The following is a 21,485-nucleotide window of genomic DNA, read 5'->3' as shown; positions in this document are numbered from 1 at the left end:
TTAAAAGCTAAAACCTATGAGTTTAGCTAAAAAGAATTAAATTTGTTCAAAGATACAGTTTTATCAATGTTGGAAAAAGACGAATACTATATTTCTCGATGTTTACAATTAGCCAAACAAGGAACTTTTGCAGCAATGCCTAATCCTTCGGTTGGAGCCGTTATTGTACATGACAATCAGATTATAGGAGAGGGGTTTACTACTGCATACGGAGGTGCTCATGCAGAAGTTAATGCAATTGCCAGTGTAAAAAATCAAGCATTACTCAAAGAAAGTACATTGTACGTTAGTTTAGAGCCTTGTAGTCACTTTGGCAAAACACCGCCTTGTTCTGATTTGGTCATTGCCAAACAAATTCCCCGTGTAGTGGTTGGAACGATTGATCCTTTTGCTAAGGTTTGTGGAATGGGAATTCAAAGGATGAAAGACGCTGGAATTGAAGTCGTTGTTGGTGTACTAGAACAAGCATGTCAACAAAGCAACCAACGTTTCTTTACCTTTCACCAAAAGAAACGCCCGTATATTATTCTAAAATGGGCCGCAAGTCAAGATGGTTTTATTGCCCCTTTACACCGAAATGAACAAGCTCCTGTTTGGTTATCCAACGCGTATGCAAAACAGTTGGTTCATCAATGGAGAAGTGAAGAAATGGCTTTTTTAGTGGGTACAAACACCGTATTGGACGATAATCCGTCACTCACCACGAGAACGTGGTATGGCAAGAATCCCATTCGCATTTATTTGGATCGACAAGGAAAGATCAGCCCTTCTTTTGCTATTAACCAGCAAGAAGAACCCGCTATTTGTATTACAGCTAATCGAGCGCTGCAATCTACAGCACATACGCAATACTATTATGCCGATTTTGATCAAGACTTAGTACAGCAAATTTGTACCATCTTGTACGACCTACAAATCATGTCGGTCGTTATTGAAGGGGGAACGCAAACCATTGAACATTTTATCACGGCCAATCTTTGGGATGAAGCTCGTATTTTTACGAGTGATGTACGATTAGGAGAAGGTATTCCAGCTCCTGAATTACCAACCGCTGGTGCAAGCGAACGCTATACCATCGCGAATAATGAATTACATATTTTACACGCCAAATAATGACGGAAGAAAAAGATTTTTATAAAACCATCAGTCAACCTACAGAAGAAGTATTATACAAAGAAAAAAACAGCAAATTCTTTGGATATGCCTTTCCAATCAAAAAGGAAGAGCAGGTAAAAGAAATACTCGATCAGATTAAGAAAGTGCATTACAATGCGCGCCATTGGTGCTATGCTTTTCAACTGGGGACTGATCCCGTTTATTATCGTGCCAATGATGATGGAGAACCGAGTAATACGGCTGGAGCGCCTATTTATGGTCAGATACAATCCTTTGACTTAACGGATATCTTAATCGTTGTTGTTCGTTATTTTGGAGGCGTAAAACTGGGCGTTGGCGGACTTATAACGGCTTATCGCGCGGCAGCACAGATGGCACTGGAAGAAGCGGATATTATCGAATGTACGATTGATAAAAAATTTAAAGTTCGCTTTGATTATAAAGACATGAATAATGTGATGCGCGTCATCAAAGAACGCAACTTACAATTAGTGCAACAGAAATTAGAAATGACGTGCGAAATTGAGTTATCGATTCGCAAGAGTGAATATCAACAAGCTTTAGATGCTTTTGTTCCCTATTATGAAGTTAAAGTGATTGAACCTTCAGCAGAAGATTATTAATTTTGACGACATTTAAAACATAAACTTTACATTCAAATGAAACAAAACAACTCCTTATCTATCATTCATTTACAAAAAATAGAATCTCCAATTGGAACGCTTGTTATTTGTGCGAGTGAGAAGGGAATTTGTTTGGTCGAATTTGCGGATATTCAAGATTTAGAACGAGAATACCAACAAATCTGTAAAGAGAAACAAGCACAAATTATAGAAGCTTCCTCTGATTTAATCGAACAACTTAAAAGTGAATTGGATGCTTATTTTAAAGGAGAATTAAAAGCGTTTACAGTTCCTTTAGATCTTATCGGTACGGACTTTCAAAAAAGCATTTGGCTGGGATTACAATTAATTCCTTATGGTGAAACCAAATCCTACAAACAGCAATCTGAACTTTTACAGATTCCAAAGAGTATTCGAGCTGTAGCCAATGCCAATGGAAAAAATCGAATTGCTCTTGTTATTCCTTGTCACCGCATTATCGGGACAGACGGAAGTCTAACAGGATACAGAGGGGGAGTTTGGCGTAAAAAATTTCTATTGGAACTCGAAAACAAGGAATATAATCAAACGGAACAATTGACTTTAGCATTAGAATAAGAATGAAAAAAATGTTTTTAGCTTCATCCTTCTGTGATGTAGCGGATCTATTAGAAACCTTTGTAGGAGAAAAATTACAAACTAAAACAGTAACTTTTATCCCAACAGCAAGTCTAGTCGAAGAATATAAAGGCCATGTAGAAAATGACAAAAATGCTTTTTTGCGTCTAGGTATGACTGTAGATGTAGTAGAGTTAAGTGTGGCAAGTCCGGAGGAAATCAATACAAAACTAACCACCAATGATTGTATTTTTGTGTCTGGCGGAAACACTTTCTATTTACTCGAACAACTTCGCCAATCCGGGGCTGATGCTCTTATTCAAGCTGAAATAGCAAAAGGAAAGGTCTATATTGGTACATCTGCAGGAAGTATGATAATGGCACCTGATATTACTTATGTTGAAGCTATGGATGACAAGTCTAAGGCTCATGTATTACAGGATTATAAAGGGTTGCATCTAATTGATCAATATCCTTTGGTTCATTATCAAGATTTTCCATTTGTAGAAGTTGGAGAGCAAATCTATCAAACCTATAAAGATAGGCTTCCTTTAGTCTTACTAAGCAATAAACAAGTCTTACTCGTTGATAACGATAAGATTGAAATCAAAACGAGATAAGTATACGCTATAAAAAAGGGATTTCTATAAAACAGAAATCCCTTTCAGTAAATAATACAATAAAAAACAATATTTATCTACTATACTAACGGATGATTTCTAGTTTTGGTATGTAGAAATACGTTAAAATTTCAATTTAATTTAGGGAAATAACCAAGAGTGTAATAGCTAAAGCGGCTAGTATCAATCCAATGATGTTTTTTCGATTTAGTTTCTCATTAAATAAGGTATATCCCAAGAGTGTACCCAAGAAAATGACTCCAAAATTCATTCCTGCAAACACAATGGTGGGGTTGGAGGAGAAGTGTTGATGGGCTTTCATGTAAAAAATGATATTGACAAAATTCAATCCTCCAATAAAAACACCTGAAGCCAGGTTGAGTTTAGCTAGCTTAAAAATATTTTTCTTTGTTCCAATCGTATAGGCAACTAGACTCAAAATCAAGGCTGTAGCAAAAACATAAAACAAACTTTGCGTATAGGGAATTGCCGAATACAGCGCTAATTTTTTAAAGCAAATATCAATGACACCAAAACCTAAAAAGGTTCCTAAGAGATAGAATGAACTCGTATTAGAACCCATATTTTTTGCTGTATTTCCTTTATTCAAAATAAAATAAACAGAAACCAATCCAACACCTAAAGCAATGTACCTCAATGTATTTAGCGCTTCATGAAAGATAAAAATGGCAGCTAAAATAGGAATCAATAGGGATAATCGTTGGGCAATATCCGTTTTAATTAAACCGGCGTGCTTAATAGAGTAAAATTGAACCACAAAGATTGTCGGCAATAAAATTCCCAAAGCAGCAATAATTCCAAAAGGCATTGTCGCTGAGATTTGCGTAAAATCAACTTCAAAAATAAAAAAGGCCAATAACGAAGTGATGACGTAATTGACGATAATGATTTCAAAAATATTGATGGCGTACTTTTTTATGTATTTGAAAAATACACCCACAGAAACGCTTCCAAGAATACTACAAAGTAAATAGATCATGATAAATGCTATAGTGGCTACAAAAATAGAAATTCTAGGAATGTAGCCAATACGAGGAGGAGTTTAAATTTTCTATTTTACATAATATTAATTATAATATAAATATATAATTAAGAGTAGAACCGTGGTTTCTTGTATGTTGATTCAATATCTCCCAGCTATCGCTATACCCTTATTTAATAAATTCTTCTGCTGATATTGCATTTAAATTCCCATCCACAATAACTGTAATCTGTTTAGCTTTTTCAATATGCGCTTTGGTTAAGTATTTCAGTACCGCTTGTACATTGTATGCGATAAATTGAACGGAATCTGCTGTTTGATAATTTGCTTCTAATGCGCGTAATTCTTCTGTAAGCAAATCCATTTCATTTCGTAGCCTCTGGTATTCGCCTAAAACAATTCCAGCAGTTTCTTGGCTTGTATCCTCAAGATCTGCTGTTGACGTTATGGTAATCTGATTTTCTAGTGGATTCGTTTGATTTAGTTCTTGTTGCTTTTCTTTTAAACGTCTTACTAAATCACTGGTCTTTGTTGCTAAACGGTCTTTTTCCGTTAACGTATCTATTTGAATAATAGCTACACTGGTTCCTTGTTTACTTAAATCTAATCCGATTTCATTTGCAATATAATATTGCACAACGGGCATGAATTGATTCTCTTTTATTTCTTTTTCTTTATTGCAGCTCAAACCCACAAGAACTACACATAAAAACAGTATTCTTTTCATTTTCATACCCCCAACCTTTAACAAAATTTTAAATTAAATGTACGAAAAAATCAATAATATTTACACTTTTACCGCTATATTCTATCCAATACTTACAAAAAAAAATAAAAAAACCACGCATTGCGTGGTTTTACTGCTTAATTTTTTATAAAATCTTTCCGTTTAATTACTTGTAAATCCTTACTGACAATAATGCCCAATGTATCGGTTTTAATGATGCGATCTTGGTTTCGAATATGCAATAAGGCACTTACTTTATAGGCTACAAATTGCTTGTCATCCGCTGTTTTTTCCTTGGCAATCACTTCTTCTAATTCTTTAATTAAAGGTGCTGCTTTCGCTTCTATTTCGCTATACTCCCGTACTGCTTTATCGATTTCCGTTCGCACATTTGCTACAGGGTGAATTTTGTACAACAACATGTATTGATTTACGGCATGACGCTGCAATTCAATAAAGGGTAAATAGCCTACTTGTAATTCTTCAAGTAGATCTTGTCCTTTGATGTACAGTCGATTTTTCTCTGTTAAGGTATCTATGCCAACAATGGTTAAGATATTTTCCTTTTTCTTCAAATCAATCCCTAACTCAGCTTCTACATAGGGAGTTACTGCAGTCCGCATGCGGTCTTTAAAAGTATCTTGCCAAGTAAAAGACGATAAAACAACAAAACTAACGAGAAGTAAAAGATTTCTTTTCATTTCTTATCTATTGGGATATAAATTAAAGCGTAATTTACATCTTTTGTACTAATTTTCACTGAATCTCCAGCGAATTATCGTCTTCTTAAAAAAATGAATACTTTATCGGCTCTATTTTCCACTAAATTTCTCATCACTCAAAGTATTCATAAACGCAATCAAGACTTCTTTTTCTGTCTCCGTTAAAGGCAATCGATTCTCGTTATCTTTAAAAATAGGATCTAAATTAGCAGCATCTAATACGCCTTGGTCCATATAATCCAATACTGCTTGTAGGGTTTCGAATTGTCCAAAACTCCCATAAGGTGCTGTATAGGCGATATTGCGCAAGGAAGGAACGCGAAAACTCATATAGTCATTTAAATCTCCTGTTACACGGGCTCTACCCGCTTCGTTTGAATCACTATTGAGGGGAAAACCAATGTTTCTAAACGTCTGATCCGTAAATAATGCTCCACTATGACAACTAGCACAGTGCTGCTGAAACAAATGATATCCTTCTTGTTCTTGAGCTGTAAATTGAGCTTCTTTACGTTGAACCTGATCGTATTTACTGTTGGCTGAAATTAAGGTATATTCATATTGAACTATACTTTTATAAATTCTTTGATCGGTAATCTCACGATCTCCAAAAGTCTGGAAAAACAACTTTTGATAATCAGGATCGTTCTTTATTTTGCCAATCACCTCTACCACAGAGGAATGCATCTCTTCGGGCATGATAATAGGCACGATGACCTGGCCTTCCAATTGACGCTTACTGCCATCCCAATTGTAATATTGCATAAAAGCCAAATTTTGAATTGGCGGAACATTGCGCAAGCCTACCTTCCCTTCTATTCCAATCGCTTGTTTTTGATGATCTGCGTAAGCGTTCGCTTGTATGTGGCAAGTTGCACAAGACACCGTATTATCTCTACTTAATCGTGGATCTGTAAAAAGCTTTTCCCCTAAAATAACACCGTACTTGGTCGGTTGGTTTTTAAAAAAAAGCAGCATTTAATTCAGGAAAACCTGTTGGAATCGTCAAATCCAATACGGGATTGTCTGTGATTGGTTCATACGCATCATCTGAACTACAAGAAACAAGACCTAAAAGGAATAGCAATACACTGATTTTCTTTATTTTATTTTTCATTGCAAAAACAAAAGAGCCGTTGAGACCAACGGCTCAGATTTAATTTAATTTTTTACCTGAAGAACAGAAAACATTCCGCTTACGTCACTGCGTCCATTTCCGCCTAGATTATCAACAAATTTGACCATTTGAACTGCTGTGTGCACATTTGGTGTTGCATTGCTCTCTGAGTCTGTACCAGACTTCAGCATAATCGTATTTGATTTGCCGCTTAATAAAGCATTAAAATCAGCTTTAATCAAAATTTCAGGTGATGATTTTCCTACTTGCGCAAAAACAGGCAAGTCTAACGTAATATCGCGATAAGCATCTACTCCTTGTTTTAAATCTTCTTTTTCTCCATTTTCTAGTGTACTTCCTGTGTGAATCGATAAAGGTTGGTGATCTGCTTCATAAAAACCTTCAATCTTCGTGAAACGATATCCTGTGCCCCATTCCCACATCATTTGGGTATCATTGGCTCCTGCCGCTGCATAAAAATTAGGGAATCTCACTTCATTCAATACATTTAAATCACTTCGCACACCCAAACCAAACTTGATCTGTTTGTATTCTCCTTTTGGAATATCGCGTAAAACATAGCTCAAACTACTTGCTTTCGCTTGATCAATAACTGCAGCTCCTTGGTCCAAATCATTGATAAAATAAGGAATTTCTTTTCCATCATTCTTGATTAGGCGAATGTTGCTAATTACATATTTCAACTCGTTGAAATGGTGTACTTGTCCTTCAACAGAGGTATTAACTGTTGCTGTAGTTGACGTAGCATCCCCTAAAACAATCGTTTTATCTCCAAAGGTATTCGTGAAAGATAACGTGATTTTATTGGCAGCTGTACTATTATCATCACTTGAACAAGAGACCATAGCTAAGGTAAGAGTAGCTAAAGCGAAGTATTTTTTTACGTTTTTCATTGGTGTATTATTTATTGTGTTTTGTTTAAAAATTAAGTTTTAAGGAAGTGAAGATATTGCGTCCCATCCTTGGAATATTGCCCCAATCGGCATAAGTGGAATAGTATTCATTGAGGAGATTTTCGGCTCCAATTTGAAAAACTGCTTTGACATCTTTTACATAAAAAGAATAATCAACAGAAGCATTCCAAATGGCATAGGAAGGCGTTTGACTTTCCCCATACTCCGGACTATAATCGCGTTGTTTGGCATCTCCATGAACCGAAGTCTGCATACCAAAATCTCCATAACTATAATGCAATGTCGTTTGATAGCTTAATGGTCGAATGAAAGGCAAATTGCCTTTATCATCATCTTGTCCTTTCGCATACGTCAACGTTCCTTTCCAGTGCAAGTGATCGGTTAGATTGTACGACCCTGTTAATGAAAAGTTGAACAACGTAGCATAATCCAAAGACGTATAGCCTTTTACACCGACAGATTGATAATTCATCGGGCTACCCAAGCTCAAAATACGTCCAATGATATAATCCTTGATGTAGAAGTAATTTGCTTTCGCTTGTAGTCCAAAACGCTTTCCTTTATACCCTACACTGGCATTTAATTCATGGGAAACTTCATTTTTCAAATCGGGATTTCCAATGTAATCGTATCGATCATAGCTGTTGTAAATGTAGTATCCATAAGCTTCTGAAACAGAAGGTGCTCTATGACCATATCCCGCTCCTAGAGCAAAAGTAAACGCATCTAAAGTGACTTCATAGCTTGCATGTAAACTAGGCAAGACTCTTGTTTTTTCTTGATCTGCTCCTGGATGGAAAATCCAGTTGAATTCAACGTATTTGGATTTGTTGTAATTCACACCTAGCCCCCCACCAACATGCAATTGGCTAATGGGTGAAAAGGTGATTGTATTATTTAACGATATCCCTCCATAAGTAGTTGTTACCCAAGGCCAAGTATAAGCAAACATACTTTGTTTGGCGCGATCTTGTGGGTACATGCGCATCTCTGCAATCGAAAGGTTATTGTACACATTCAACTGTAATTCAGAAGCGTAGATTCCCTTTTTAAAATCTGCTTTCGATACCAAACCATACGTAGTACTCCAACCAGGCATATCCATGTGAACTAAATTCTCTGGGCGGGTGGTATCATCCATATAATGTTCAATTGCATTGAAATACGCTTTAGAATCCCAAGCTTTAATAAATCGATCTTCAAATAATTGCTTGTAACTTATGGATGTAATAATGGCACGTGAAAGCCATAAATCCATTGGCAATGCTGGAAATCCAACATCTTTAGCCACATCAAAAATAGCATCCACTCGTACAGAAGACAATTCACTAGTTTTATGCGCAATACCTAAGGAAGTATTGAATTTTTTATACTGAGAGTGATTGACTTCTTGGTTCTTTCCATCCTCGTAATTTTGAGCGGTACGGTAAGCGATACTGGCATCAGTGGCCCACTTTTTTGTGGAAAAGGAAATATTCCCAAGATTGTAAAATTGCTTGTTGTTGAATTCAAATCCACTTTGATACCCTCCTGTCCATTGATTATAGGGACTAAAACCCGTACTTTTTCTTTTTAAGTCAATACTACCCGCAATAGTTGAACCGTGCATCCCTCCTTCTTGTCCGGATTGGATATCAACAGCGGCTAAGTTGTTACTTTCTACATAAGATGTAATTGGGTCCATCTTATCTGTACAAGCCCCAAAAATATGCATCCCATCGATCGTAAGCGTTGATCGTTCGGTACTCATATTATTCAATAACGGCTCCCATGCATAGGCTCCGCGTTTAATAAAACTAATCTGTTCTGAAGAAGCTAAATACTCGTCCACAGAAACCGCCATTTTTAAATCCGTTTTAATTTTGGCTTTGGCTTGAGTCATTACCGCAATTTCATCTAGTACAGTAATACTATCTTGTTCTACACCTGGGTGTTGAGCGAAAGCTCCTATTGATCCGAAGAACAATAAAAATGATAAACTACGCATAACTTAAAAAAGTATATCAAGATGTAATTCACTCTTCACTCCTTCTATACCAGGAGTAAAATCCAAAGGTACTTTGGTTCCTTTTACTATACGACCTTGGTTATTTTGGAGAATAAAATTCAACGTCCAATTCCCCGTCATCGTATAATTAACCACTCCATGATAGAAACCATCTTCTTCTTGGATTAAATCTTTGTTATTGGGTGAAGAATGATTTCCCATTGAAGGTTCTGGCATTCTAGGATCTAAATACAACAAATAACCATCAGCGATTTGATAGGTCTCTTGTAAGGTTGTAGCGGATTTATTCTTTTTAAAAATACTTGCTATCAAAGCATTTTCAGCTACTTTGGGTTGAATGGGTGCAACAAGCGCAATCAAATATTCTTCTTGATCTTCTCCTGTAAAAGAAGTCATACTCAAGTTCTTATTGGTTTGTTTTTCCACTAAAATTGGTTGGGTTATTTCAATCTTTTGACCTTGAATATTCACTTCGATTGATACGTGCCAATCCCCAGCTGTACTTTGTTTGGTGAATACAGTATATCCTTTGTAATAGTGTTCTTGTTTTTGATACACCAATTTATACAAATTAGGAGTTGATTCTTTTTGTCCCTCTGTTGTAGTTAAAAGGGGAAAGAAAGTAGTTTGGGCATCTTCAACAACCTGATTATTCGATGTCTGAACAACTCGCACACGCACCTCATTATATCCTTCATACCAATGCCCTTGAAGAGCCTCTACACTTATTTTGTAGGCAGACTTGGTTACGGAAAAAACCTCCTTAAATTCACGATGATCTGGTACTACAGTATTCGTTTCAGACTCATAATCTGTTTTTTCCATAGTACAAGCGGTAACAACAAAAAGTGCTGTTAGCAAATAAATAAAATTTTTCATTGTTTTCAATAATGGCTCTAGTAACTATAATAGGTTGACTATAGGCTTATTTCTTTATTAAAAAACAAAGTAAAGCGCTGGGTTGCTGTATGCATCAACTGCATCAACTTTTCGTTACCATCCAATGAGCCTTTAGAGATAGTATTTGAATACTATCTAGGGTTGAGAACTCAATTAAAAATACGATAGATGGAATGGAATACCATATGCTGACTATACTAAGGCAAGCGATAAAAATGCGCAAAACCTAGTATACTCAAACGTAATTCCTCATCTTATTTTTAATTTAGAAAACGGGAGGTCTGAACAGTAAATTAGAGAAGGAAAAAGAATATAAACTGGTTACAGCTCGATCATTTTTAATGCGATACGGATTAAAATCAACAGCACTTATCGTTTCAAGTGCCTGATAATACATGATTTGTAATTCGGCTGAAGCAAAGTTTACTTTATTTTTTTCTGTTTTGGTATCAGAAGCATGTGCCATCTCCTTTTTTAGGTGACATTTTCCATTACATTCCAGTTCTGGTTTGTCTTTATTGACACACAATTCATTTTTGATATAATCATATAGCACTACATATTCCACAACCGGTAAGACTGGTTTGAAAAACATAAATAAGGATAATATGAGAGTGGCTATTTTCACCTTACAAAGGTCAGCTATATTTTTAAAAAGACAAAATTTGGTGGTGTTTCTGTGAATTAATGGATTGAAAAAGTAAATCTAACAGCAAAAAATGGCAATACTCTATTTTATTTCCATTATTTAACCGACTATTGAAAGGCTATAAAGAAAAAAAGCGGATGTCTTTTACAACATCCGCTGGGGTAAACTAACCTCTGTTTTTATTATGAACAAAGAAGGTTTATGAAAAAATTAAATTACTTATGTTACATTACTTACAAGTTCACAATGATAAATTCACTTCGTCTATTTTCTTGGTGTTGTTCGTCGGTACATTCTACACCATTGCTACATGTATTCACCAATTGACTCTCGCCATATCCTTTACCTGTCAAGCGTTTTGCTGCTACACCCTGGCTGATCATCCATTGAATCGTAGCTTGCGCACGACGCTCAGATAAAGCCATGTTATACGCGTCATTTCCGCGGCTATCGGTATGCGAACGTACGTCAATCTCCAGTTTTGGATGTTCAAGCATGACGTCAACAACCTTTTGCAATTCAACTTGTGCATCCGGACGAATCACTGCAGAGTCAAAATCAAAGTGAATCGGTGATAATTTCAATTTCTTGAATAAATCATGCCCTTTCTCAATCAATTCTATTTGAATGTTCACGCGTTGCTGCGCATCGCGGTTGGTATCTACTTCAAATTCCTTAGAAAAATATCCTTCTTTATGAACTTGAACGCGATACTGCTGACCACAGAATAACTTCTCAGCGCTATAGTATCCTTGCTCATCGCTATATACCTTTTCAACGACTTTATTCTGCTGGTCGTATACCGTGATTTCTACCCCTTGAATACCGCCATGGGATTCGAGATCCGATACCACACCGTCCATGATTTGATAACATGGTTTTTCTACAAATAAATACACGTCATCGGCTCCATGTCCGCCTGCTTTATTAGAAGTAACAAACCCTTTCTTCGAAGCAGTGTCAATATACAAACTGAAATCGTCAAAAGAACTGTTGATATCCGGTCCTAAGTTAACTGGTACTCCCATCTTCCCATCGGGATTGATCTTGGATTTGTACAAGTCCAATCCTCCAAATCCGGGGTGGCCATCACTGGAAAAATACAACATATAATCACTCGAGATAAAAGGGAAAGTCTCACGTCCTGCCGTATTCACCTCGTGACCCAAATGTTCAATTGGTCCAAATCGACCTGTTTCATAGATACTCACGCGGAATAAATCCGATTGACCTAAGCTTCCCTGGCGATCCGAAACAAAATACATCCATTTCTCGTCTGGAGTTAATGCTGGGTGAGCCGTGTTATAATCCGCTACGTTGAAAGGCAATTCCTCCACTGTCCCCCAACTTCCATCGCTTTGTTTGCGAGATTTGTAAATCTTCAACAAAGACGATTCTTCCTCGTTGTATTGGGCGCGTTTGCCCCCGCGTACTGAACCATTATTACTAGTAAAATACATCGTATTCCCATCTTTTGTAAAGATAGCCGTTCCCATATTTAGCTCTTTGGAAGCAATCTCCTTGGCGAATAAAACAGGATCGCTAAAGCTACCGTCTTGGCCAATGGTCGTGGAATACAACTTGGTATATTGTTGATTGGTCCAACTGTGAACCTTGTTTTTCATTTCATCACTCTCGCGAGAAGAAGTAAAAATCAATCGATTGTCTAAAAGTGTAGCCCCATAATCCGAATGCTCGCTATTGGTAGACAGATTAACCAAGGTAAAACGAGACGATGGTAGGGTTTGATCTACTAATTCTTCGTGGGAAATGAATAACTGGGCGCGAGAATCCGAAGACTGAAGCTTCGCAAACTCTTGCAACACTTTATCGGCCTGTTCGGTATAATTCATCGCTTGTTAGTGTTTGCCCATAGCGATAGTAATATTCTTTGTCTAAAGCACTTACATTCTTATCGGCATAAGAACCTTGAAACAATTCGTCATACCACTTAAATGCTTCAGCAAACTTGCCATTGAAGTAATAGGAATCGCCGAGTTTACTCAAAACAGAGGCGTTTGCCTCGCCTTTCTCAACCATCGTTTCATATACCTTAATTGCATCAATATAGGCATACGTATCAAAGTTGCGATCAGCTTTGCGCTCTTTTCTATTTTGTCCCAAGCTACTTATACTTGAAAATAGTAAACAAAGCAGGACGCCATTAACTATATATTTTCTAACCATATATGCTTGTCTTTAGAAGAAGCGAGGAGCCACTTTTCTTCTGTTGTTATTAAATAATTCAAATTTCATAAAGATCTCATGAGAACCCGAATGGTAGTTGGAGAGCTTGCTGGTATCTGCGTCATAGGTATATCCTACAAATAGGCCTTCAGTCACTTGGAATCCTGCCAATCCACTAACAGAAGCATCCCAACGATACGCTGCTCCCAAGGTAAACTTATTGTAGAACAAAAAGTTTGCCGTCACATCTACCTGTAAAGGCGATCCTGTAGCCACTTTTACCAAAGCGGCTGGTTTGAACTGAATGTCGTGATTGATATCAAATACATACCCCCCCATCGCATAAAAGTGAGCTTTCTCTTTCATCACTTTATAGTCGTTGTCGTTGTAAATACTATTAGACAAAATCATAGGAGCCGACAACCCTACATACGCTTTATCGGAATATAAATAAACCCCTGCGCCTATATTACCTGAAAATTTATTGCTGATATTGTTTTCCGCAATTGGATCTGTTCCGTCATAGATGTGTAATTTATCATAATTCACATCCAAGAGTGATCCACTGGCTTTTAATCCAAAGGCCAATTTATAGTGGTAATTCAGATTGACGGTGTACGCTAAATCAATCGATAAGCTGTTTTCGTCCATCACACCTAAATGGTCATTCTTAAAGTGAAAGCCCATACCCAAACCGTTATCAGTCAAAGGTGTTGTTCCCGAGAGGTAAGCCGTTTTAGGCGCTCCCTCTAAGCCCACCCATTGGGTGCGGTATAATCCGAAGAGTTGCAAGTGATCTACACTTCCAGCATAAGCCGGGTTGATCGTTGCGGGATTATACATGTATTGTGTGTATTGCGGATCTTGTTGAGCCAAGGCTGGATACATACTCATCAAACCTAAACAGCTCAGCAAAACCTGCTTGATTGTGTTTTTTCTTTTCATTGCTTCCGGTGTTAATTGGTTTCAAGGTGTAAATTCGCCGCTTTTTTAATCATGCGACTTCCATTGGAATCGGTGTACTCATACGTAATCACGTAATAATACGTTCCACTGCTGAGTTTGGTTCCTTTATCTACAGTAACCTTACCTTCAGAATAACCCCTGAAAACATTGGTACTTCCATCCCCATGCGGGTCATACCCTCTAGTCTCATAAACGCGAGCGCCCCAACGATTGAAGATCTCAACCTTATTGTTGGGATAGTTCTTGATGTTATCAATGATAAAGTAGTCGTTTTTCCCATCTCCATCTGGAGTAACTAAGTTGTAGATTACAATATCTCCGTCTAACACCCAGTCTTTATTAACTGTACCTAAAGTGAAAAAACCATAGCCTTTTACCGTACCAATGGTTGTTACTTCTTTGGTAGACATATCCACAACTCCACCTTCATCAACCCAAATTTGCTGTTTGGCATCCCAGCGAACAATGTGCAATTCTTCCTCTGGATTGGTTAACACAGCGGCAGCTGTAGTAGATTCATCCCAAGTTAGAGTCAACAACACATCACTTTGCTCGTTGTTCCCTTTGTCGATAATCCAATATTCTTGGTCATTGATTGCCTTGATAACCCCTACCGTATTGGTACGAGCCTTGAAAAAAGCAGCATCATTATACACGTATTGTCCTAAAAAAACATCGCCATCCGCTTTAGAAGCTGAAATACGAGCAGGACGATATCGCTCGCTATCGCCTATTGGATAGATAAAAACTTCGTTTCCAATCTTTTCTACCGCGCCTTGAATATGAGAAGCATCCCCCATAGACTGCGCTTTTCCGCCTTTTTTAAAGGTAAACATCCCGTGGGAAACCTTCGTTACTGGATTGTAGGTGGAATCAACCAAAATGATTCCATTTTGAAAATCAACTAAACCTGAGGCATCTATATTATTCTTTAAATCAAAGGCTACTTTACTCACTGGACTATCAAAAATCACATTGTAAAATGAGGCAATCTCATTCCCCGCGATTTGTTTAGCTGTTGTTGGCAGACCTTCAACTGTAAAAATAGTGTTCGAAGTGGTGCTTCCCTTAGTCAAACCATAGCCTCCATCATTGATAAAATCGTGATAATACATCACAGTTCCATCATTGGTGACATCTCCAGATACTTGATTTTCGAAGGTTCCATTAAAAGAGATAAAACTTTCCGGAGCAATGGATAATGTTCCTGAATTGACGATGGATAAAGGTTCTTGGCTATATATAACGTTTCCTATTAAAAACAATAGGCTCGTTTGTATTATTTTAATTTTCATCTGTTTAAGTGAATAAAATTAATACTCAATTAAAACACGAATTGCATTTTAATCCTTTTGATAAGACAATGAGTTTAGCTTAAGCTAAACTCATTGCTCTTAAAAAACTATCGTAAAGTATAGTTTACATCTGTATTTTCTTGTGCATATTTAATCGCCCAAGTAATGGTATTCGCATATAAAATACTGTTATAAACTGTTGCTCCACCATAATAACGCTTAGCGATTGGTACTCCTCCTTCGGCAGTTATTAATGCTGGCCAAATAGTCAGAGAACTATTCGATGCATCTCCTGAAGTCCAACCACCATCTCCAACATAAACATACCCTAATGTTCTGTGTTTCAAGAACCAAGAACGAGATGGATTTCCTCCTTGGTAAGATAAACTAACATACTCATTGGAGTAACCTGTAATATAGTAGGAGTTGTTTACATCACTTCCTGCATCTTTTCCACGAACATCACCAAAAGGTCCATTCAAAATAGGATCATCCAAATTAACAATTGGGTTAATATAAGTTCCCCCTGTTCCAGATGCAGTTGCACTTGACGAATTTGTCATTGCATTAATAACACCCGCTACTGAAGATGGAGTATTTTCTTGAGAATGAATTAACACTCCTTTTTTATTCTTCACAAACTCTTGTAAAATTGCAGTTGTTGCAGCATTTGGTATATAGTTATACCCCAGAACAATGATATCAATCTTATTATTATTAATTAGGTTCTTCAATGCTGTACCTTGATTCGTACCACCATTTACAATAGTCAAACCATCTGTCTTCACTTTTCCATTAGGACCGAAGTTTCCAGCAGCTTGAAGTATTGCTCTTGAAGATTGGGTATTAGAAGCAGTACCTGGTTGGTATGTTCCTCCACCAAGACCTAAAACATTCATTCTACGGTACACAAATTCAATGTTTACATTACAACTATTTCCACCAGTACTACTGTTTGTTGTAATCGTAAATCGGTGAACACCTCCATTTAAAGGAGTTCCATTTCCTCTCAATACTACCTCTTGTAATCCTGTATTAGTAAAGGTTCCACTAGCACTAAATGACACTCCATTAATCGTATTCGTTGAAATAGTATAATCTCCAACATATCCTACACTTGCATTTAATGTAATAGTATTAGACGCATTCATTGGGATATTTGGCGCATAATTTCCACTCACTGCAATAGAATTACAAAGTAAGCTATAAGCCACTGGTTGTTTACCAACTGTGATATCGAAAGAACATGGGCTAACTAAACCAGTTGCAGTATTCAAGGTAAAAGTATTTACTCCTGGAATTGTTGGAGTACCAACGGCACTTAACACAACATCACGAGGGCCAATCGTATCAAATGAAAGTGGTCCTGAAGAGAAATAAATACCTCCAACTGTATTCGTTTGAATAGAAGTCTGACCAGTTGCAGCAACGTTTACTTTCAACGTAACCGTATGAGATGAAGTTACAGGTTCATCTTGTTGGAAAGATCCTGATACAGTCGTTTGACTACAATCCACTGTAAATTCAATCGCTTTTACAGTCACTGGAATTACAGAACATGTACTTGGTGTATCAGAGTTTGATGAAATATTAAACAAATCTGTACCTGAAGCGGTTGGTCTTCCTGTTCCCAGTAATTCAATTACTTGAACGCCATTAGTAGTAAATGTTCCTGAACCATTAAATGCATATCCATTTACTGTATTGGTTGAAATACTCCAATAACCTGTTGCATTTACATTTACTTCGATTAAAACTTTATTTGTACTGGTTAAATCTCTACCAACAAAATAATCACCTTCTATACGCACTGTCGAACAATTCAATGTAAAATCTACAGCTGCTTTATTTACAAATACATATTTATTTAAACAATTCGATGGTTTACCATTTAACGTAATAGTCAACTTATCTCCTAGTTCTTCTGTATTATACCCAATATTAGGTGTTCCTACTCCTTCTAAAATAAGGGTGTAGTTTCCTGCTGATGGAAAAGTTCCTTTTGTTGAAAAATAGTATCCATTTGCTGTAGTAGCTAAAATTTCATAGGTACCTGCTTGTGTTACTGTAACAGGAATAGTCAAGTAATTGGCTCCTGTTAGGAACTCTCCTTGTCTAAAAACACCCTCCGTTGTCATTGCATCACATTGTATAGTACTAATATCAAATACCGCAGGTGGTGGTGTACCACACATGCTCAACCAATTATCTTGAGCAGCACTCCAATAGTTAAAACATCCCGTTGTTTTATTAAAAATCAATAAACCATCAGTGCGATTTGCTGGAGTAATTGCGTCGCGTTCTTGTGAAGTTAATCGAGGAGTTAAAAACCCTTTATTCACACTTTCTAGCTCAAGAATGGCTCCTAAACTTGGTACTGCCGTACTTCCTGATATCGTACCATCTTTAATTTTAGTCATATTTGTTTGGGCTAGACCTGAAAAAAGCCCAACAAAAAGTATCAATAGCAATGAAATCGCCGATTTCATCCCTTTATATTTTGTATTTGTATAAGACATAATTTGTTCCATTTAAGTAGTTAGTTTTTTTGCATAAAGTCAAACAATAGTTGCTCTAACTGCTCAATTCGTTGAGACAGTGCCGCATTTTGTTCTTTCATTTGTTTCTGATTTTCCAAATTGCTTTGTTCTAACTCTTTAATTTTTTCTTCTTTTTCTCCTAAAGCTTTCTTCTGATCAATAATATGCAGATACAATTCTTCTGTTTTTTCTAACAATTGAATAGACAATTCTGATACATTGAAAGCATATCCTTCCTCCATTTTTGTTAGTTCATGGATTGGCGTAATACCTGGTAAATGACGATTTTCTTTGATGTAATCTTCTACAACATCTAAGTTTTTAAAATCATAGTCATATTTAAGTGAAGAATATCCATCAAAATAACTTTCAAATACATAATCCGCATAGTAACTATTCACTGCTGTAATACTACCATTCACACGCAATCTTTCATTCGGTGCTCCTGAAGGTTCAGTATAACCAATACCTACCCAACCTTTGGTATAGATATTAGCTGTATTACTAGTAGCAGGTTTTTGTGTTGTATCATCATACCAAGGATGTTGGTTGATCGAATCCAAATCAAGCGTATGTAGTGTTCTACTTTCATCCGTAAAAAGAAGTGAATTCGTAGCAGCATCAAATTCCAATTTAGTCAAGGTTTCAACACCATCAATTAAGTCTCTCAACTTCAGATTTGTACTTTCCCCTTTTTCATTGGTATAAATTAAAACGTGATCAATAGGATCATATACAAGAGTAGTTACTGTTTCATTTCCCTTCACCAATACATTTAAATCAATCGGATGAGCAATATTCTTCTCATCGGTATAGGTCAGTGTGTAAACATCGATTTCCTGTCCATCATCATCCGTTTCTCTCGTCACAACATTTTCAAGTGTAGTTAACGTTTCGTATAACTTTATTTCTTCTTCTAAGTTTATTGTATGTTTGACCTCCTGTGCATCATAATAATAGAATTTTTTCGTCACTTCATCATATCCTACATTTCCATATTTCCCTTTTAGGTTATTGAAAATGTTCGTCATGAATTCACTATTATTTGTAATCTCTTCAAGAAATTCTGTTTTATTACCTAACTTTGTAACAAAATCATGATTATCTACTAAGTTGGTAATAAACGTACTGTTATTTGCGATTTCGGATACAGCCAATCGAACTGAATCACCAGCTGAATCGGTCACTACTAAGTGATCTTGATCTAAAGTGAAGCTAAAGTTTACTGTATTTAAGGAAGACCAATCGATATTGTGTTCTACACCTTGCGCATCGTAGTAAACGAATGAATTAGTAGTAGGATTGTAATTTACATTACCGTATTTCCCTTTCAACTCGTTAATGATATTTTCAATAAACTCATTGTTATTGGTAATCTGGTTGATAAAATCAATATTGTCACCCAATTGCGTAATAAACTCTTTATTTTCAACCAAATTCGTAATAAACGTACTATTGTTTGCAATTTCTGCTACAGCCAATCGAACTGAATCACCTGCTGAATCAGTCACTACTAAGTGATCTTGATCTAAAGTGAAGCTAAAGTTTACGGTATTTAAGGAAGACCAATCGATATTGTGTTCTACACCTTGCGCATCGTAGTAAACGAATGAATTAGTAGTAGGATTGTAATTTACATTACCGTATTTCCCTTTCAACTCGTTAATGATATTTTCAATAAACTCATTGTTATTGGTAATCTGGTTGATAAAATCAATATTGTCACCCAATTGCGTAATAAACTCTTTATTTTCAACCAAATTCGTAATAAACGTACTATTGTTTGCAATTTCTGCTACAGCCAATCGAACTGAATCACCTGCTGAATCAGTCACTACTAAGTGATCTTGATCTAAAGTGAAGCTAAAGTTTACGGTATTTAAGGAAGACCAATCAATATTGTGTTCTACACCTTGCGCATCGTAGTAAACGAATGAATTAGTAGTAGGATTGTAATTTACATTACCGTATTTCCCTTTCAACTCATTAATGATATTTTCAATAAACTCGTTGTTGTTGGTAATCTGGTTGATAAAATCAATATTGTCACCCAATTGCGTAATAAACTCTTGATTTTCAACTAAATTCGTAATAAACGTACTGTTGTTTGCGATTTCTGCTACAGCCAATCGAACTGAATCACCTGCTGAATCGGTCACCACTAAGTGATCTTGATCTAAAGTGAAACTAAAGTTTACTGTATTTAAGGAAGACCAATCAATATTGTGTTCTACACCTTGCGCATCGTAGTAAACGAATGAATTAGTAGTAGGATTGTAATTTACATTACCATATTTCCCTTTTAACTCATTAATGATATTTTCAATAAACTCATTGTTGTTGGTAATCTGTTCAATGAAGTCAATATTATCACCCAATTGCGTAATAAACTCTTTATTTTCAACCAAATTCGTAATAAACGTACTATTGTTTGCGATTTCTGATACAGCCAATCGAACTGAATCACCTGCTGAATCAGTCACTACTAAGTGATCTTGATCTAAAGTGAAGCTAAAGTTTACGGTATTTAAGGAAGACCAATCAATATTGTGCTCTACACCTTGCGCATCGTAGTAAACGAATGAATTAGTAGTAGGATTGTAATTTACATTACCATATTTACCTTTTAACTCGTTAATGATATTTTCAATAAACTCGTTGTTATTTGTAATCTGATTGATAAACTCAATATTATCACCCAGTTGCGTGATAAATTCACTGTTCTCAACTAAATTCGTAATAAACGTACTGTTGTTTGCGATTTCTTTTACAGCTAAATACACCCTGTGATTTTCTGTGTCTGTAATAATTAGCGACTCTTCACTATTTGTAGGATTTGTACCTATAGTAAAGCTATTATTCATTCTATCAATTAGTGTTTCTCCAGAAAGTAAAGGAGTCCATGCATTAGATTTCCAATAATAGAACCCTGCTTCTAAACTCAGATTACCAGTATGGTAAACCAGTAAACTCTCATCTGGTATACCTTTTATAGGATCCGTTAAATCTAAAGCAACTAGTTCAACTCTGGGGATTAAAACACCTTTGTTCGTAGATACGATATCTAGCTGTGCTGATTTAGCTGCTACTTTCGTGCCGATACCTACTTGAGCTATTGCCGAACCGCTTAGCATAAGTGCTACTAGGGGAATTACTCTTTTTATCATATTTTTTGTTTTTGTTTTGTTATATAACACTTAAATCTTATATGGTAACAAATTTACAACCAATGATTATTATTTTATAATAAATCATAATTTTTACAAAATAAATCAATTAAATCAAAAAATAGCGACAAAATTGCTGTTAATTTCAGCAAATTAAACAACTTTAAATAAAATAAAATAGAACCATTTATTCTCGTAAAGCGAATAAAAAAAGAACTAAAAACAAACGATAGGAATAAGTAAAAAATACCGTGTCTTAAAAAATAAATAAATCGCGAATTGCAGTTTTTTTAAGAAAAAATTATAATTTCAT

At 36.1% G+C, this 21,485-nt stretch carries 15 protein-coding genes and 2 pseudogenes; 4 read left to right on the top strand and 13 right to left on the bottom strand.

Features of this window, described 5'->3' with window-relative positions; genetic code table 11:
* Positions 1-42 precede the first annotated feature (42 nt).
* Genes ribD through M2306_RS04920 form a run of 4 tightly spaced genes read left to right on the top strand, consistent with a single transcriptional unit; the run spans position 43 to position 2,956 of the window.
* Positions 43-1,113 (top strand): bifunctional diaminohydroxyphosphoribosylaminopyrimidine deaminase/5-amino-6-(5-phosphoribosylamino)uracil reductase RibD, encoded by a 1,071-nt coding sequence (gene ribD, locus M2306_RS04935; RefSeq protein ID WP_259190830.1) that lies wholly within the window; start codon positions 43-45, stop codon positions 1,111-1,113.
* Positions 1,113-1,739, top strand: coding sequence for an IMPACT family protein (locus M2306_RS04930; RefSeq protein ID WP_115090409.1), 627 nt, complete (start codon positions 1,113-1,115; stop codon positions 1,737-1,739). The genes ribD and M2306_RS04930 overlap by 1 nt, the downstream gene beginning before the upstream one ends.
* Positions 1,740-1,775: 36 nt before the next feature.
* Positions 1,776-2,336 (top strand): methylated-DNA--[protein]-cysteine S-methyltransferase, encoded by a 561-nt coding sequence (locus M2306_RS04925; protein ID WP_115090410.1) that lies wholly within the window; start codon positions 1,776-1,778, stop codon positions 2,334-2,336.
* A 2-nt stretch (positions 2,337-2,338) separates the two neighbouring features.
* Positions 2,339-2,956 (top strand): Type 1 glutamine amidotransferase-like domain-containing protein, encoded by a 618-nt coding sequence (locus M2306_RS04920; RefSeq protein WP_259190831.1) that lies wholly within the window; start codon positions 2,339-2,341, stop codon positions 2,954-2,956.
* Between the two features lie 136 nt (positions 2,957-3,092).
* On the opposite strand, the gene M2306_RS04915 is transcribed toward M2306_RS04920, so the two are convergent.
* The 13 genes and pseudogenes from M2306_RS04915 to M2306_RS04855 form a co-directional block, all read right to left on the bottom strand.
* Positions 3,093-3,956, bottom strand: coding sequence for a DMT family transporter (locus M2306_RS04915; RefSeq protein WP_259190833.1), 864 nt, complete (start codon positions 3,954-3,956; stop codon positions 3,093-3,095).
* A gap of 172 nt (positions 3,957-4,128) precedes the next feature.
* Positions 4,129-4,692 carry a hypothetical protein gene (locus M2306_RS04910; RefSeq protein WP_115090412.1) on the bottom strand — a complete coding sequence of 188 codons (564 nt, stop codon included), beginning with the start codon at positions 4,690-4,692 and terminating at the stop codon, positions 4,129-4,131.
* 131 nt (positions 4,693-4,823) lie between these two features.
* Positions 4,824-5,387, bottom strand: coding sequence for a hypothetical protein (locus M2306_RS04905; RefSeq protein WP_115090413.1), 564 nt, complete (start codon positions 5,385-5,387; stop codon positions 4,824-4,826).
* 111 nt (positions 5,388-5,498) lie between these two features.
* A pseudogene (locus tag M2306_RS04900) lies at positions 5,499-6,525 on the bottom strand (cytochrome-c peroxidase).
* Positions 6,526-6,569: 44 nt separating this feature from the next.
* Entirely contained in the window at positions 6,570-7,439 is an 870-nt protein-coding gene (locus tag M2306_RS04895; protein WP_115090415.1) for an MbnP family protein, read from the bottom strand.
* Between the two features lie 25 nt (positions 7,440-7,464).
* Entirely contained in the window at positions 7,465-9,447 is a 1,983-nt protein-coding gene (locus tag M2306_RS04890; RefSeq protein WP_259190835.1) for a TonB-dependent receptor plug domain-containing protein, read from the bottom strand.
* Positions 9,448-9,450: 3 nt separating this feature from the next.
* On the bottom strand, positions 9,451-10,347 hold the full coding sequence (locus M2306_RS04885) for a hypothetical protein (RefSeq protein ID WP_259190836.1): 897 nt from the start codon (positions 10,345-10,347) through the stop codon (positions 9,451-9,453).
* 286 nt (positions 10,348-10,633) lie between these two features.
* Positions 10,634-10,963 (bottom strand): hypothetical protein, encoded by a 330-nt coding sequence (locus tag M2306_RS04880; protein WP_115090418.1) that lies wholly within the window; start codon positions 10,961-10,963, stop codon positions 10,634-10,636.
* 287 nt (positions 10,964-11,250) lie between these two features.
* Positions 11,251-13,204 (bottom strand): annotated as a pseudogene (locus tag M2306_RS04875) (OmpA family protein).
* A 12-nt stretch (positions 13,205-13,216) separates the two neighbouring features.
* Positions 13,217-14,149, bottom strand: coding sequence for a PorP/SprF family type IX secretion system membrane protein (locus M2306_RS04870; RefSeq protein ID WP_115090420.1), 933 nt, complete (start codon positions 14,147-14,149; stop codon positions 13,217-13,219).
* A gap of 11 nt (positions 14,150-14,160) precedes the next feature.
* Positions 14,161-15,465 carry a T9SS type B sorting domain-containing protein gene (locus M2306_RS04865; protein ID WP_498882777.1) on the bottom strand — a complete coding sequence of 435 codons (1,305 nt, stop codon included), beginning with the start codon at positions 15,463-15,465 and terminating at the stop codon, positions 14,161-14,163.
* 107 nt (positions 15,466-15,572) lie between these two features.
* The gene (locus M2306_RS04860) at positions 15,573-17,984 is read right to left on the bottom strand and encodes a phage tail-like protein (protein WP_259190951.1); all 2,412 of its coding nucleotides are present in this window, start codon (positions 17,982-17,984) and stop codon (positions 15,573-15,575) included.
* A gap of 20 nt (positions 17,985-18,004) precedes the next feature.
* Positions 18,005-21,172: a phage tail-like protein gene (locus tag M2306_RS04855; protein ID WP_498882776.1), complete on the bottom strand. Its 3,168-nt coding sequence runs from the start codon at positions 21,170-21,172 to the stop codon at positions 18,005-18,007.
* Positions 21,173-21,485: the final 313 nt, after the last annotated feature.

Origin of the sequence: Myroides gitamensis (assembly GCF_029894455.1) — a bacterium.
Classification (GTDB): Bacteria; Bacteroidota; Bacteroidia; order Flavobacteriales; family Flavobacteriaceae; genus Flavobacterium; species Flavobacterium odoratum.
This window is presented reverse-complemented; position numbering and strand designations above follow the sequence as displayed.

Bases quoted from the DNA above. Each gene is read 5' to 3' on its own strand.
- M2306_RS04930 (WP_115090409.1), top strand. From the start codon at position 1,113: ATGACGGAAGAAAAAGATTTTTATAAAACCATCAGTCAACCTACAGAA.
- M2306_RS04925 (WP_115090410.1), top strand. From the start codon at position 1,776: ATGAAACAAAACAACTCCTTATCTATCATTCATTTACAAAAAATAGAA.
- M2306_RS04920 (WP_259190831.1), top strand. From the start codon at position 2,339: ATGAAAAAAATGTTTTTAGCTTCATCCTTCTGTGATGTAGCGGATCTA.
- M2306_RS04915 (WP_259190833.1), bottom strand. From the start codon at position 3,956: ATGATCTATTTACTTTGTAGTATTCTTGGAAGCGTTTCTGTGGGTGTA.
- M2306_RS04910 (WP_115090412.1), bottom strand. From the start codon at position 4,692: ATGAAAATGAAAAGAATACTGTTTTTATGTGTAGTTCTTGTGGGTTTG.
- M2306_RS04905 (WP_115090413.1), bottom strand. From the start codon at position 5,387: ATGAAAAGAAATCTTTTACTTCTCGTTAGTTTTGTTGTTTTATCGTCT.
- M2306_RS04895 (WP_115090415.1), bottom strand. From the start codon at position 7,439: ATGAAAAACGTAAAAAAATACTTCGCTTTAGCTACTCTTACCTTAGCT.
- M2306_RS04890 (WP_259190835.1), bottom strand. From the start codon at position 9,447: ATGCGTAGTTTATCATTTTTATTGTTCTTCGGATCAATAGGAGCTTTC.
- M2306_RS04885 (WP_259190836.1), bottom strand. From the start codon at position 10,347: ATGAAAAATTTTATTTATTTGCTAACAGCACTTTTTGTTGTTACCGCT.
- M2306_RS04880 (WP_115090418.1), bottom strand. From the start codon at position 10,963: ATGTTTTTCAAACCAGTCTTACCGGTTGTGGAATATGTAGTGCTATAT.
- M2306_RS04870 (WP_115090420.1), bottom strand. From the start codon at position 14,149: ATGAAAAGAAAAAACACAATCAAGCAGGTTTTGCTGAGCTGTTTAGGT.
- M2306_RS04865 (WP_498882777.1), bottom strand. From the start codon at position 15,465: ATGAAAATTAAAATAATACAAACGAGCCTATTGTTTTTAATAGGAAAC.
- M2306_RS04860 (WP_259190951.1), bottom strand. From the start codon at position 17,984: ATGTCTTATACAAATACAAAATATAAAGGGATGAAATCGGCGATTTCA.
- M2306_RS04855 (WP_498882776.1), bottom strand. From the start codon at position 21,172: ATGATAAAAAGAGTAATTCCCCTAGTAGCACTTATGCTAAGCGGTTCG.